Source organism: Myxococcus vastator (assembly GCF_010894475.1).
Lineage (GTDB): Bacteria > Myxococcota > Myxococcia > Myxococcales > Myxococcaceae > Myxococcus > Myxococcus vastator.
On the sequence record NZ_JAAIYB010000195.1, the window covers coordinates 1 to 14498 of the forward strand.

Genomic DNA, 14498 nt, shown 5'->3' on the forward strand with positions numbered 1-14498 from the left:
ACGTCCCCCTGCCCCCGCCCACGGAGCCCGGGTTCCAGTGGCTGTCCATCCCCTTGGAGGACCCGCACCGGGACACCCTCATCAAGGACCTGGCGGTGGATGCGCGTCAGCCCTGGGCCCGCGAGCACCTGCGGACGATGGTGTCGCTGTACGCGAAGCGGCCCTGCTTCGCCTCGCAGGTGTTGCCCCGGCTGGAGCCCTTCTATGACGCGGCGGCGCGCGAGTCGGGCCCCGGTTCGCTGCTGCGGGTGCTGCTGGCGAGCATGGCCCTCTTCAACGAGCCGCTGGGCCTGACGCCGAACCTCGTCCTGGCCTCCACGCTGGACAAGCAGGGTGAGGACAAGTCAGCCCGGCTGGTGGCGTACTGTCGGCAGTTGGGCGCGCACACGTACTACTCGGGGTTGGGCTCGTCGCTGTACCTCCAGGTGAGCCGCTTCCGGGACGCGGACGTGCGCGTGCTCTGGCAGCGCTTCCGCCATCCGGAGTACGCGCAGGGCCGGCCGGGCCGCTTCGTCCACGGCATGTCGCTGGTGGACGTGCTGGCCAACGTGCCGGTGGACGAGGTGCGCCAGTGGCTGGAGCCGTCACCCTGGGGACCGTTCGCGCCCCGGCCCCCGGGCGGATGACGGCGCCTCAGCCCGCGGAGGCCGACGTCCCCGCCGGCTTGTCCTTGTCGAAGCGCACGAAGTAGCCACGCACGGCGGAGTCCAGGAGCTCGGTCGTCAGGCGCGGCTCCACGCCCTGGTAGTGCGCCATGTCGATGACCTGGTCCAGCAAGTCACGCGGCTGGCAGGCGGCGAACGGGCGGCCCACCGGGCGGTAGTGCGCGTCGATGAGGTAGTCCACCGCCGCCGCGTTGTAGGGCACGCCGCGCTTGCGGCACATGACCTGGAAGATGTCGTGGAACTGCTGCTCGTCCGGGCGCTGCACCTCCAGCTTGTAGCGGACGCGGCGCAGGAAGGCGTCGTCCACGAGGTCGCTGGGGTCCAGGTTGGTGGAGAAGGCCGCGAACACGTCGAAGGGCACCTGCAGCTTCTTGCCGGTGTGCAGCGTGAGCATGTCGATGTCGCTCTCCAGCGGGACGATCCACCGGTTGAGCAGGTCCTTGGGGGACACCTTCTGCCGACCAAAGTCGTCGATGAGGAGCATGCCGTTGCTCGCCTTCATCTGGAACGGCGCCTCGTAGTACTTCACCTCCGGCGAGTACACGAGATCCAGCATCTCCAGCGTCAGCTCACCGCCCACGACGACGAGCGGGCGCCGGCAGCGCACCCAGCGCCGGTCATACGACGGCGTGCCGGGCTCGTCCTCCACCACCTTGTGGAGGTTGGCGTCGAAGATGCGCACCACGAAGTCGTCGATGAGGATGGCGTGGGGGATGAAGATGTCCCCGCCGAAGCAGTTCACCATGCCCTGGCAGATGGCCGTCTTGCCGTTGCCCGGGGGCCCGTAGAAGAAGATGGCGCGGCCGGAGTTCATCGCCGGGCCGATGCCGTCGAAGATGTAGTCCTTGATGATGAGGTCGCCGAACTTGTCCTGCATGCGCGCGCGGGTGATGCGGTTGCCGCGCACGGTCTGCTTCTTCACGGCGGCCGCCCACTCCAGGTAGGGCACCGGCGCGGGGCCGTTGTAGCGGTTGCGGTCGAGCACCTGCCGCAGCACGTCCGTCACGAACGTGGTGAGCTGGTAGATCATCGTCGACTTGCCCACGCCCGAGCCGCCACCGCCGCGGATGTCGATGTACTTCTGGCGGCGCAGGCCCTCGATGACGTCGTCCACCAGCGCGGTGGGCAGTTGGAGGCGCGCGGCGATGTCCATGCCGCGCATCTCACCGGCGAAGAAGAGCGCCTTGAGGACCAGCTCCTCCACGAAGGTCGTGTTGAGGCCCGTCTCGAGCAGGGTGCGCGGCTGGGCGGGCCAGTAGCGGTCACCCTGGCCGGGGCCGCCCTCCTCGCCCGGCCGCCGCGTCCGGCGCTCGGGGCCGTTGTACTGCGGGCTGGCGGCACTGCCGCGCCGGTCCGGGCCCGCGTACTGGGACGGCCCGGGCCCCCGGCGCTCCGGCGGGGCGACGATGACGGACGGCAGCGTGGCCGGGGCCTGCGGAGGCGCCCGGCGATCCGGCGGCGAGGACGACGCGCGGCGCTCGGTGGGGAAGTCGGGCTCGTCCGGCTCCGGCGGCAGCGCGGGGCGTGAGCCGGTGGCGGCGCCCGGGGGACGCGGCGGGAGCGCGGCGGTCACCCCCGTGCCACCGACGCGCGGGCGCGGCGGCCCCGACAGCACCGGCGTGGGCACCGTGGGCGGCACCACGGCCGTCTCCACGGGGGTGACGCTGCGGCTGGACTCGTCGCTCGACGAGCCCGACTCCGGGGATGGCGGTCGCCTGAACAGGGACATGCGGTGCTCGCTCCAGGGTGTTCGCGCCGGAGCCTACCGCATCGGTCCGGTTTGGACGAAACGGAGTTGCGGATGAAACGGGGACTTCGCGAATGAAGGGCCGGGCACGCGCTTCGCCCGGCCCCTCGGCGCGTCACCGGGACGCTCAGTAGGCGGGCGCCGCGTCGTAGGCCCAGAGCGACGTGGCCTCTTCAATCATCTGGAAAGCGTGGTCCGCCAGGAGGCCGTGAGCATAGCTGGTCGGGTGCGCGTCATCCCAGAACAGGTACCGGTCCGGGTTGACGGCCTTGCCCTTGGCGGGCGTCGTGACATTCGTGAACCCGTAGGCGGATGGCCGGGCGACGATGTCCGAGTACAGCGCATGGGCATCCATCCCGCCCAGCGTGAGGCCGGGGAACTCCGCCTGGAGCCGGGTGATGGCCTGCGCCCAGCGCGTGTTGAACAGATCCGTTGCCGGCTTGAGCACCACCGTTCCCAACCCGAACGGAATGGCCTGGGCCGACGGCGTCTGATGCAGCGGCGGCAGGTTGACCCAGAGGACATAACGAGCCCCCGCCTGCGCCAGCTTGCGGATCTGCGACTCGATGTTCGAGGCCGCGGTGGCCGCCGAGGCGCGGACGCCCGCGGTGTCGAACGGGTTGCTCCGGGCCTTGGTCGCGATGTCGTTGGGCCCGCCCCACAGGATGTAGAGCGCGGTGGGATTCGCCACACTGACCACGTCCGCCAGATAGGCGTTGACCTGCGCGTTCATCCCGCTGGTGAGCGCGCCACCTCGGGCATAGTCCGTGCCGCCGTCGTCGGATGGATCCAACGGCAGGCCGAGCTGATCCGCGAGCTGCTTCACCCACACACCCGCAATCTGACTGCTCGGGTGGGTGTTGGGGCCGCTGGTGGAGACGCCGTTATTGCCGGTATCGCTCAGACTGTCTCCGAACACGACGAGCTGCGTTTGAGCGCCCGCGTGAACGGGCCCGAGCGCCAACAAGGCGACGAAGAGATAACGAAGGCTGAGATTCACAGGTGGGCTCCTGGTGATGAGGCTGGATTCAATTCCGAGGAAAGGGCCGGTCAGTGCGCCGGAGCCGCCCACGACTCGTCGTAGGCCCAGAGCGACGTGGCCTCTTCAATCAGCTCGTAGGCGTGGTCCGCCAGGATGGCGTGGCCCTTGCTGGTGGGATGAATCTCATCCCAGAACAGATACGTGTCCGGGTTGACGGCCTTGCCCTGGGCGGTGCCCGTCACGTTCGTCAGGCCATACGCGGACGGCCGCGACACGATGTCCATGAACAGGGTGTAGACATCCATGCCGCCAATCGTGAGACCAGGGAACTCCGCCTGGAGCCGGGCAATGGCCTGGACCGCGAGCGTATTGAAGTGCTGGCTCGGCGGACGGAGCACCGTCTCTCCCAGGCCGAACGGAACGAGCAGCGCCGCGGGCGTGCGATGCAGCGGCGGCATGTTGACCCACAGCACGTAGCGCGCGCCCGCCTCCGCCAGGGCCCGAATCTGCGACTCGACGTTCGAGGCGGCGGTGGTCGCAGCGGCCCGGATGCCCGCGGTGTCCAACGGATTCGCACGGGCCTTGCGGTTGATGTCATTGCCGCCGCCCCACAGGACGTAGAGCGCGGTAGGATTCGCCGCACCGCCCACGTCCGCCAGGTAGTCATCAACCTGCACGTTCATGCCGCTGGTGACGGCGCCGCCCTGGGCGTAGTTCGTTCCACCGCTGTTGGATGGCGTCAGCGGCAGGCCAAGCTGGTCCGCGAGCTGCTTCACCCACACGCCCGTAATCTGGCTGCGCGGATTCGTGTTGGGGCCGCTGGTGGCGATCGTCCGGTTCCCGTAGTCGCTCAGGCTGTCACCGAACACCACGAGCTGCGTTTGCGCGGCCGCGGTGAGCGGCAGAAGCATGAGCAACGCGGCGAAGAGGCTGAATCGAAGCTTCAAGGAGAACTCCCAAGTTGATGGGTGATTCACCTTTTATCGAGCATCGACACCAATCGTTTCGGCTTCATTTTCATTATCTCAATTTTTACGACTCTCGTCCTTTCACATGGAACAAATCAAAGCTCACCGGACCTCGATGTGCCTGTCAGCCGCCAGTCGGAGGTCCTGAGCGAGGGAGACCAGGCGCAGGTCGTCTACAACACCGCGCGCCTGCCGCAGTGCCGCGTCAACAACCCGGACGGCAGCCCCGCGTAGAGCATCACCGGCCACTACCGCATCAACGGCTCGACCATTTCCAGCTTCGACGTGGCGGGTGCCCCCGTCACCGGCAACGGCCCACCTTCGCCCTCAACGCGGCGGCCGCGGCCCTGGGCGCAGGCATGGCGTTCCTGCTCGGGCGCCAGCCGGACCTGACGCGCTCGCGCGCCGCCACCCCGCTCGCCATCATCGCCATTCTGCTCACGGCCTCGACGCTCCTGTTCCCTGGACTGGAAGGCATTCACCGGTGGGTGGCGCTGGGGCCGGTGCGCCTCCATGCCTCCGCCATCGCCACGCCGTGGGTGCTGCTGGGCATGAGCGCCGCCCTGCACCAGCGCTTCGCCGCCTCCGCCGCGCAACCCGACACGGGCCAGGGGACGGCCTTCGCCCTGGCGGCGAGCGCCCTGCTGCTCCGCGCGCACCCGGCCACCTGGCTCCCACGCCTCGTCAGTTGCGCCGGGGTCCTCGCGCTGGGCGCCTGCGCCTGGCTCCGGCCTGACCCGCTCGCCGCGGTCCCCCACGTCGGGCGTCCCGTCCGCGGCGGAGTGGTAGCCTGGAAGGCATGAGCTTCTTCCAGGAACCGCCGAGGCTGGGCAACCAGTACGACGACGATGCGCTGCTCCAGAGCTACCTGGCACGCACCCTGCCCGAGGACCTGCGGCGCGGCTTGACGAACGAGTTCCGCGAGCTGGGAGACCTGGGCGGGGACTACTTCTACCGCTTCCAGCTCCGCGACCGGCTGAACGAGCCCGAGCTGACGCAGTGGGATGCGTGGGGCCACCGCGTGGACCACATCGACGTGTCCCCGCTGTGGAAGGAGGCCGAGGCCCTGGCCGCGCGGCGAGGGCTGGTGGCCACCGCCTACGAGCAGAAGAACGCCGAGCTCAGCCGCATCCACCAGTTCATCCTCAACTACCTCGTGCAGGCGTCGCTGGACGTGTACTCGTGCCCGCTGGCGATGACGGACGGCGCGGCGCGCTCGCTGCTCACGCTGGGCAACGCGGCGCTCATCGACCGCGCCCTGCCCCGCCTGACGTCCCGGGAGCCGGCAACGGCGTGGACGTCCGGCCAGTGGATGACGGAGCGCACCGGCGGCTCGGACGTGGGCCTCACGCAGACGGTGGCCCGGCAGTCCCCGGAGGGCTGGCGGCTGTCCGGGACGAAGTGGTTCACCTCCGCGACGACGGCGCAGATGGCGCTCACCCTGGCGCGCCCGGAAGGCAATGGCCCCGGCGGCAAGGGCCTGGCCCTGTTCTACGTGGAGACACGAGACGCGGCCGGCAGGCTCAATGGCATCCACATCAACCGGCTCAAAGACAAGCTGGGGACGCGCAAGGTGCCCACTGCGGAGCTGACGTTGGATGGCACGCTGGCCACCCCCGTGGCGGGGCTGACGGATGGCATCCGGAACATGGCGTGGATGCTGAATGTGACACGCACCTGGAACGCGGTGGGCTCCGCCTGGAGCATGCGCCGGGCGCTGGCCCTGGCCCGGGACTATGCCCAGCGGCGGGTGCAGTTCGGCGCGACGCTGGCGGACAAGCCGCTGCACATGGACACCCTGGCGGGGTTGGAGGCGGAGTTCCAGGCGGGGTTCCTGCTGGCCTTCCGCGCCGTGGAGCTGCTGGGCCGCATGGAGGCGCGCGTCGCCACCGAGCAGGAATTGCTCCTCCAGCGGCTGGTGACACCCCTGGCGAAGCTGACCACCGGCCGGCAGGTGGTGCACGTCACCTCCGAAGTCACGGAGGCCTTCGGCGGCGCGGGCTACGTGGAGGACACGGGCATTCCGCGGCTACAGGCCGACGCCCAGGTGCTGTCCATCTGGGAGGGCACCACGAACGTCCTCTCCCTGGACACCCTGCGCGCCCTGGCGAAGGAGGGCGCCTTGGAGGCGCTCTTCCACGAGGTGGAGGGACGCCTGGGTCAGACCCGGGACGCGGGCCTGCGCCCCTGTGTCGACGCGGCCCACGGCGCGCTGGAGCACGCGCGGGCCTGGGTGGCTGGCGCCATGGAGGACCCCGCCACCCTGGAGGCTGGCGCCCGGCGCTTCTCGCTGACGCTGGGACGGACGCTGGAGCTGGCCTTGCTCTGCGCCCATGCGCAGTGGTGTCTGGAGCATGGCCACGGCCCCCGGAGCAAGGCCGCGGCACGGCGCTTCGCCTCGCACGGCGTGGACCTCATCCAACCGGCCGCGAGCCTGGAAGATGTCCGGCTGTTGGCCTGAGGTGCCGCGCCTGGCCTCCGCCCCGAGCGACACGACACACCCAATCATTCTCAATCACTTACATTCAATTCATGTCCCGGGGCCGCCCGACCCCTCCCTCCGGAGCGGGCGCCCTTGAAGGCACATGGACGTCGGCTCGCGGACGGCCACCCCTCCCCTCACGCCGAGCCCGCATATCACCTGCCCACTCCCAAACGCGGAGCCTGTGTAACACGTCACGCTTCAGCGGGGGACCTGATCGGCCAAAGACATACTCAAGAAAATACAGAAGAAAGCAGCTGCGCGGCGCGTTCACAACCTCGAATCATGCCCGCCATGCACAAGATGCAATGGCGACGTTTGGACGAGATGCTGGGGGGGCTCAGACCGCCAGAGGGCTGCGGCCTCGAGCAGCTCTCACGGGACTCCATCGAGCAGGTCACGACGCTCCTGGGGAAATGGTATCCGGACATCCGGGTCGGCACGGAGAGCCGGCACCTGGAGCACGCTTTCTATGAGCAGCATGTCTGTCTCCAGGGCGAGTCTCCAGAGCAGCCGGTGTATGCGATTCTGGGAAGGGACCGGGCCACCCAGGAAATCATCGGGCTGCTGACGCTGGAGAAGAACGTTCGCGGCCTGCAGTTGTCCGCCGCGATGGGAGCCGTTGAGCCCTCGCAGCGAGGCCTGGGCCTGGGGCAGTTCGGCATCTCCCTGCTGGAGCAGGTGGGTCGCGGCATCGGCGCGGAGGTCGTCCTCTACTACTCCACCCTGAAGCTGGCCCGGGCGCAGCGCAACGCCGAGCTCCGCGGCTTCAAGCTGGTGGGCCTGGTGCCCGCGTTCGACGTGGACGCCATCGCGCCCAACACGGTGAAGCGCGTCTACGAGGCCATCTACGCGAAGGTGCTCGTCGGCCCGGAGAAGGTCCACCTCCCCGACTGGAATGCCCTCATCCCCACCACGCGCGCGCTGTACACCCACCTCTTCGGCCAGCACCCGTCCGCCGCCGAGTCCATGCACGCCGTCCCCCTCCCTACCTCGACGCCGGTGCCCGTCTCCGCGCCCGAGGCCCGTCATGGTTGAGGTCCGCGCCTTCGAGGGCGACGCGAAGGAAGCGTCCCGGTTCATCAACAGCGTCTGGCAGCGCACCTACGGCGCGAAGATGGGGCTGACGGTCTGGGACGAGCGCTTCTTCGACTGGCTGCTCTTCAGCAATCCCCTGGCGGACCGGGACTACCTGCTGGGGGCGTATTCGAAGGGCAAGCTGGTGGGGGCCTTCCTGGCGGAACCCGCGAAGATTCAGCTCGGCTCGCGGCAGGTGGATGGCACCTACGGGAGCTGGGTCAGCGTGGCGCCAGAGAGCCGGGGCCAGGGGATTGGCATCAAGCTGTCGGACACCATGCAGGCCCGTCACCGGGAGCGTGGCGCGGCCATCACCCTGGGCTGCGTGGCCAACGGCACCCTGGGCCAGGGCTTCTGGGGCCGGCGGAGCCATACGCGCTACCTCAACGGCCTGGGCATGTGGCTGCACACCTTCAACACGGAGAAGGCGGTCCGCTGGTCGCTGAGCATCGCCGAGCGCGCGTTCCTCACCCTCACGCGTCCGCTCCACCACCGAGGCTTCCTGGCGGCGCGCACCGACGGCGTCCGGGCCTACCAGCCCCGGGACCTGTCGCAATGCATGGCCCTGGTCCAGAAGATGATGCGACCGGTGAACCTGGGCTATGCCTACACGTCGGAGCGCCTGGCCCACCAGCTCCAGTTCCGCGACGTCCCACGCACCTTCGTCCTGGAGCGGGACGGCGTCATCCAGGGCCTGGTCAACTACTACACGTTGCAGATGACGGCCCGAGGCCTCCTGACGACGGGACTGGTGGACCTGCTCGCCTTCCAGGACGGGCTGCCCTTTTCGGAGCAACGGCGGCTGCTGTGGGTGGCCATGCAGGACATGGTGAGCCAGGGTGTCGACTGCGCCGCGATGCTGCGCAGCCCGTGTACGCCCACACACCTGATGCTGCGCTCCGGGTGGTTGCCATTTCCCGGGGGCTCCCGGGTCACCTGCCTGCTCACCACCCCCGACGTGGAGCTGCCCGCCTCGCCCCGGGTGTTCATGCACCTGCGCTGACGCGGCGCGCGCGTCCAGGGCTCGCCACGCCCGTGCCTCAGCGCAGCCAGGAGAAGGCGCGTTCGAGCGGGGCCACGCCCTCATCGAGGTGACAACGGCCGTGCGCGAGGAGCACCCGGCGAGGCTGCCAGGCCATCATCCGCTGGTAGCAGGCGCGCGCCTGCGCCGTCCGTCCCCAGGTCGTCACGCGCACCTCGCGTGGCGTCTGTCCCGGCCACATCGTCCCGCCGAGCGTCAGCAGCCATCGCAGGCGGGGCCGGAGACGCTCGGGCTCCAGCGCCATGACCAGGTCCGCGACAATCAAGGTCGAGGATGCACCGTGGAAGAACACCACCTCTTCCACGAAGCGGCTGCCCCGGAAGATGAGCTGGCCCAGCTCCGTGGCCCAGGCCGCGGGCGCGGCGTCGCCGAGGTCGGCATCGAACGGGACGTCCATCTTCTGGGAGCGCGCCCGCTCGCGAACGCCCGGAGACGCCCAGGCCGTCGCGCGCGGATGGCGTGCCTTCCAGGCCGGGATGCCCGCGTAGTGGAACCGGTTCGGAGAGACGAGGTGCTCCACCGGGCCGAGCGCGTCGACCTGCTCGAACAACCCGGGCGTCGGCGCCGTGGGCGACCAGAGCCACAAGCCGCCCGACCCCAGGCGGACGATGACCATGCGCGTCGGGAACGGCAGGGAGCTGGGGCCCACGCGCATCCTCGCCACCGGCCCGTCCACGCACCAGACGCCGTCCGCCACGGGCTTGAGGGTGGAGAGCGGCGTGTAGGGGCGCACCCCGTCATTCCATTCGAGCTCGGCGGTCATCGCCCAGGCAGCGTACCCCGCTGTCCATGCAATGACGCCACGCGGAAGGACTTCACGTTCGTCACCTTGCCGGAGCGCTCCAGGACGCCTTCTCCCACCAGGAAGAGCGCGCCATGGATGTCCTTCCGGCACCGTTCGTACACGTCCGGAGGCACCACCAGGTTCGCGATGCCCGTCTCGTCCTCCAGGGAGATGAAGCAGATGCCCTTGGCCGTGGGTGGACGCTGGCGGCAGATGAGCATGCCGCCCACCGCCACCCTCCGCCCGTGGGCCACCTTCTTCAGCCCCTCCGCCGTCACCGCGCCTTGCTGCTTCAGCACCGGGCGCAGCAGCTCCAGCGGGTGCTTCTCCAGCGACAGCCCCACCGTGTCGTAATCCGCGCAGACCCGCTCCAGCACATCCATGGACGGCAGCTCCACCGCCGTGCCGTCCATGGCCATGCCAAAGAACAGGTCATCCGCGTCCAGCGGCCCCAGCGCCTGGAGCTCCCACAACGCCTGACGCCGGGAGCCACACAGCGACGACAGGGCGCCCGCCAGGGCCAACCGCGTCAGCTCGTGCCGAGGCGCCCGCGACCACCGCGCCAGGTCGCCCACGTCGCGGAAGCCCTCGCGCCTCGCCGTCGCCACGCGCCGCCCCGCGGACTCGCCCAGGCCCTTCACCATCCGCAGTCCCAATCGCAGCGCGGCCCCGCCCTCCTCCAGCGTGCAGTCCCAGCTCGAGTGCCGCACGTCCACCGGCCGCACCACCACGCCATGCCGCTGCGCGTCCGCCACCAACGTGTGCGGCGCATAGAAGCCCATGGGCTGCGAGTTGAGCAGCGCCGCCGTGAAGGCCGCCGGGTAGTGGCACTTCAGCCAACTGGACGCATACGCAATCAACGCGAAGCTCGCGGAGTGACTCTCCGGGAAGCCGTAGTGCGCGAAGCCCCGGAAGTTGTCGAACCACTCCTCGGCTTGCTTGCGCGTGTACCCCCGCGACACGCAGCCCTCCACGAAGCGCCCCCGGTATTGCAGCAGCATGGATTCAGCGCGCTTGTGGCTCAGCACCCGCCGCAGTCCGTCCGCCTCGCCCGCGGTGAAGCCCGCCGCCACCATGGCCAGCTTCATCGCCTGCTCCTGGAAGAGCGGCACCCCCAGCGTCTTGCCCAGAATCTCCTTCACCGCCTCGCTCGGGTACGCCACCGGCTCCTGGCCGTGGCGCCGGCGCAGGAACGGGTGCACCATGTTGCCGACGATGGGCCCCGGGCGGATGAGCGCGATCTCCACCACCAGGTCGTAGAACGTCCTGGGCCGCAGCCTGGGCAGCATGTTCATCTGCGCCCGGCTCTCAATCTGGAACACGCCCACCGTGTCCGCCTCGCACAGCATGTCGTAGACCTTCGGGTCCTCGGCCGGCACCGTCGCCAGGGACAGCTCCCGCCCGTGGTGCTCGCGAATCAGCGCGAAGCACTTCGACAGCGCCGTCAGCATGCCCAGCGCCAGCAGGTCCACCTTCAGCAGCCCCACCGCGTTGATGTCGTCCTTCTCCCACTGGATGACGGTGCGGCCCGGCATCGCCGCGTTCTCCACCGGCACCAGCTCCGTCAGCGGCTCGCGCGTCATCACGAAGCCGCCCACGTGGATGGACAGGTGCCGGGGAAAGCCCTCCAGCTCCATGGCCAGCGCCAGCGTCTTCTGGACCCGGCCGTCCTCCGCGGACAGGCCCGCCTCGCGCAGCACGTCCGGCGTCACGTCGAAGCCGTTGGACGCGGACACCTTCGACAGCCGGTCCACCTGGTCCAACGACAGCCCCAGCGCCTTGCCCGTCTCACGCAGCGCCAGCCGGCCCCGGTAGCAGATGACCTCGCACACCATGCCCGCGTGCCGGCGGCCGTGCTTCTCGTAGACGTACTGGAGGACCTCCTCGCGGCGCTCGTGCTCGAAGTCCACATCGATGTCTGGCGGCTCCTTGCGCTCCATGCTCAGGAAGCGCTCGAACAACAGGCCCATCCGCACCGGGTCGATGGCGGTGATCTGCAGCGCGTAGCAGACCGCCGAGTTCGCCGCGCTCCCCCGCCCCTGGCAGAGAATCCCCCGGGCCCTGGCGAAGCGGACGATGTCCCACAGCGCCAGGAAGTAGCCGGCGAAGTCCAACGCGGCGATGAGCTTCAGCTCGTGCTCAATCTGCTTCACCACCGCCGGGGGCACGCCCTCCGGATAGCGGAACCGCAGTCCTTCGCAGGTCAGCACGCGCAGGTGTGCGTCCGCGGTGCGGCCTTCGGGCAGGCCCTCTTCCGGGAAGCGGTAGTGCAAGTCATCCAATGAGGCGTGGCAGCGCGAGGCCAGCTCCGCCGCGCGCGCCAGGGCCTCTGGCCGGTCCGCGAACAGGCGCGCCATGTCCCGTGGGGACTTCAGCGTCCGCTCCGCGTTGGGCAGCAGCCGCGTCCCCGCCTGGTCCACCGACGTCCCGTGGCGGATGGACACCAGCACGTCCTGCAAGGCCTGCCGCCGGCGGTGGTGCGTGTGCACGTCGTTGTGCGCGACCAGCGGCACGCCCAGCTCCAGCGCCAGCCGCTCCGCGCGGGCCTCGCGCTCCGTGTCTCCCGCCGACAGCGTGCGGCAGACGCCGACGTGGAAGCGCTCCGGGAAGGCCTCCGCCAGCGAGGCGACCTGCTCAAAGGGCGCGGGCTCGGGCAGGAGCGCGAGCAGCCCCGCGGACCGATCCGCCACCGCGCGCCAGGGCAGCCCGGCCTCCCCCTTGGGGTGGGTCATCCGACTCTGGGACACCAGGGCGCACAGGTTCGAGTACCCCGTCCCATCCGCCGCGTACACCACCACCGGGGGGCCGTCCTCCAGCGTCAGCTCGGCGCCCAGGATGAGCCGCACCCCGTGCTCCTTCGCCGCCAGGTGCGCCTTCACCACGCCGTACAGGCCATCCGCGTCCGTCAGCGCGAGCGCACGCAGCCCGAGCCTCGCGGCGGTGGCCACCAGCTCTTCCGGATGCGAGGCCCCGCGAAGGAACGAGAAGTTGGAGCGGCAGACCAGCTCGGCGTAGTCCACGCCCGGATCTAGATACCGAACAGGCGTTCAGGCGCTAGATTGGATCTTCGCGGTGCGGGCAAGCGACTTCATGGGTTGCGCCCCGCGCTGCTCCGCGCGCTTGAGCGCCGCGGTCGTCCACTTTCGAGAGCGCGGCGCGGCGCTTACTGAAGCCCTCGCGACCGTTTGACAGGACGCCAACCCGACTGACAAACATCTTTCACCATGGACCTCACTCCCACCGCGTGGCAGCTCTGGCTGATCGCGGCGCTCCTTCTGGGCGCGCTGGAGCTCCAGCTCACCAGCTTCATGCTCCTCTGGCTCGCCGTGGGGGCGCTGGCCACCTCTGTCGCGGCGGCCCTGGGCCTGGGGCTCAACGGCCAGCTCTACCTGTTCACCGCCATCTCCGTCGCCCTGTTCGCGGCCTCCCGTACCCTCTTCAAGAACGTTTTCATGCGTGACGCCACGCATTTGAAGACAGGTATCGAGGCCATGCTTGGCCAGGAGGCCGTGGTGGTGGAGTCCCTGGGCGACCCGTTCGGGGGCACGGTGCGCATCAATGGCGAGCTGTGGACGGCGCGCTCCCTGTCGGGCCCGGTGCCCGAAGGCGAACGCGTCACCGTGGAGCAGGTGGAAGGTCTCAAACTCTGGGTGCGCCGACCGACGGCGTCATTGCCGGTTCCCTCGGAGGCTCCGAGGAAGGAGTAGACGGGATGGAAGTCGTGACGATTTTCGGCGTCTTCGCGGTCATCCTGGTGGGCATCGCCGCCACCGGCATTCGCATCGTTCCGCAGGCCAAGGTCATGGTCGTGGAGCGGCTGGGCAAGTTCTACAAGACGGCCAGCAGCGGCCTCAACTTCCTCATCCCCTTCGTGGACGCGCCCCGCGCCATCGAGATGCGCACGGGCAACCGCGTCATGCGCAGCAACCTCGTGGACCTGCGCGAGCAGGTCATGGGCTTCGACACCGTCCAGGTCATCACCCACGACAACGTCAACATGGAGGTCGGCTCGGTCATCTACTACCAGATCGTCGAGCCCGCGAAGGCGCTCTACCAGATAGAGAACCTCGCGCTCGCCATCGAGCAGCTCACGATGACGAACCTGCGCAACATCATGGGCGGGCTGACGCTGGACCAGACGCTCACCAGCCGCGAGACGGTCAACACCAAGCTGCGCATCGTGCTGGACGAGGCCACCGAGAAGTGGGGCGTCAAGGTGACACGCGTGGAGCTGCGCGAAATCGAGCCGCCCCAGGCCATCAAGGCCGCCATGGCCAAGCAGATGACCGCCGAGCGTGAGCGCCGCGCCGAGGTCACCAAGGCCGAAGGCGACAAGTCCGCCGCCATCCTCCAGGCCGAGGGCGAGAAGATCTCCCGCATCCTCCGCGCCGAGGCCGAACGCGACGCCGAGGTTGCTCGCGCCGAAGGCCACAAGCGCGCCACCATGCTGCAGGCCGAAGGCAAGGCCGAGGCCACCCGGCTCGTCTTCGAGGCCATCCACACCGGCCGCGCCACGCCCGAGGTGCTCGCGCTGCGCTACATGGAGACCCTCCAGGAACTGGGCAAGGGCGACAACAAGATGTTCGTCCCCTACGAGGCCACCGCCACGCTGGGCGCCGTCGCCGCGCTCAAGGAGGTCTTCACCCAGACGGGGGAGGCCACCAGGCCCGCCCCGGAGCCGGCCCGCTCCGCCGCGAGCCTGAGCGCCCAGGCCATTGCCCGGAGCGCGAAGGTCCCCGAGCACGCCACCC

Annotated in this window: 12 protein-coding genes; 7 read left to right on the forward strand and 5 right to left on the reverse strand. The window is 69.5% G+C overall.

What is annotated here, in order from left to right; translation table 11 throughout:
• A partial coding sequence (locus tag G4D87_RS19915; protein WP_163783646.1) for a WbqC family protein occupies positions 1-626 on the forward strand: 626 nt, incomplete at its 5' end.
• Between the two features lie 7 nt (positions 627-633).
• Here G4D87_RS19915 and G4D87_RS19920 read toward each other — a convergent pair.
• From G4D87_RS19920 to G4D87_RS19930, 3 genes are all read right to left on the reverse strand, one after another.
• On the reverse strand, positions 634-2394 hold the full coding sequence (locus G4D87_RS19920) for a DUF8689 domain-containing protein (protein ID WP_163783647.1): 1761 nt from the start codon (positions 2392-2394) through the stop codon (positions 634-636).
• Between the two features lie 145 nt (positions 2395-2539).
• A complete protein-coding gene (locus G4D87_RS19925) occupies positions 2540-3412 on the reverse strand; it encodes an SGNH/GDSL hydrolase family protein (protein WP_163783648.1) in 873 nt (290 codons plus the stop codon).
• A 50-nt stretch (positions 3413-3462) separates the two neighbouring features.
• On the reverse strand, positions 3463-4341 hold the full coding sequence (locus G4D87_RS19930; protein WP_163783649.1) for an SGNH/GDSL hydrolase family protein: 879 nt from the start codon (positions 4339-4341) through the stop codon (positions 3463-3465).
• Positions 4342-4721: 380 nt separating this feature from the next.
• Here G4D87_RS19930 and G4D87_RS19940 point away from each other — a divergent pair, with 380 nt between their 5' ends.
• The 4 genes from G4D87_RS19940 (at position 4722) to G4D87_RS19955 (ending at position 8924) form a co-directional block, all read left to right on the forward strand.
• A complete protein-coding gene (locus G4D87_RS19940; RefSeq protein WP_205507650.1) occupies positions 4722-5165 on the forward strand; it encodes a hypothetical protein in 444 nt (147 codons plus the stop codon).
• Positions 5162-6823 carry an acyl-CoA dehydrogenase family protein gene (locus tag G4D87_RS19945; RefSeq protein ID WP_163783650.1) on the forward strand — a complete coding sequence of 554 codons (1662 nt, stop codon included), beginning with the start codon at positions 5162-5164 and terminating at the stop codon, positions 6821-6823. Before G4D87_RS19940 ends, G4D87_RS19945 begins: the two co-directional genes overlap by 4 nt.
• A gap of 306 nt (positions 6824-7129) precedes the next feature.
• Positions 7130-7882: a hypothetical protein gene (locus G4D87_RS19950; protein WP_163783651.1), complete on the forward strand. Its 753-nt coding sequence runs from the start codon at positions 7130-7132 to the stop codon at positions 7880-7882.
• Complete coding sequence (locus tag G4D87_RS19955) at positions 7875-8924, forward strand: GNAT family N-acetyltransferase (RefSeq protein WP_163783652.1); 1050 nt, start codon at positions 7875-7877, stop codon at positions 8922-8924. Before G4D87_RS19950 ends, G4D87_RS19955 begins: the two co-directional genes overlap by 8 nt.
• A 37-nt stretch (positions 8925-8961) precedes the next feature.
• On the opposite strand, the gene G4D87_RS19960 is transcribed toward G4D87_RS19955, so the two are convergent.
• Together G4D87_RS19960 and G4D87_RS19965 are read right to left on the reverse strand one after the other, a co-directional pair.
• Positions 8962-9726, reverse strand: a complete 765-nt coding sequence (locus G4D87_RS19960; protein WP_163783653.1) for a DUF4336 domain-containing protein — start codon at positions 9724-9726, stop codon at positions 8962-8964.
• Positions 9723-12767 (reverse strand): error-prone DNA polymerase, encoded by a 3045-nt coding sequence (locus G4D87_RS19965; RefSeq protein ID WP_163783654.1) that lies wholly within the window; start codon positions 12765-12767, stop codon positions 9723-9725. Before G4D87_RS19965 ends, G4D87_RS19960 begins: the two co-directional genes overlap by 4 nt.
• 204 nt (positions 12768-12971) lie before the next feature.
• Here G4D87_RS19965 and G4D87_RS19970 point away from each other — a divergent pair, with 204 nt between their 5' ends.
• Both G4D87_RS19970 and G4D87_RS19975 read left to right on the forward strand, forming a co-directional pair.
• The gene (locus G4D87_RS19970) at positions 12972-13454 is read left to right on the forward strand and encodes an NfeD family protein (RefSeq protein ID WP_163783655.1); all 483 of its coding nucleotides are present in this window, start codon (positions 12972-12974) and stop codon (positions 13452-13454) included.
• A gap of 5 nt (positions 13455-13459) precedes the next feature.
• The coding region (locus G4D87_RS19975) for an SPFH domain-containing protein (protein WP_163783656.1) at positions 13460-14498 on the forward strand (1039 nt) is incomplete at its 3' end.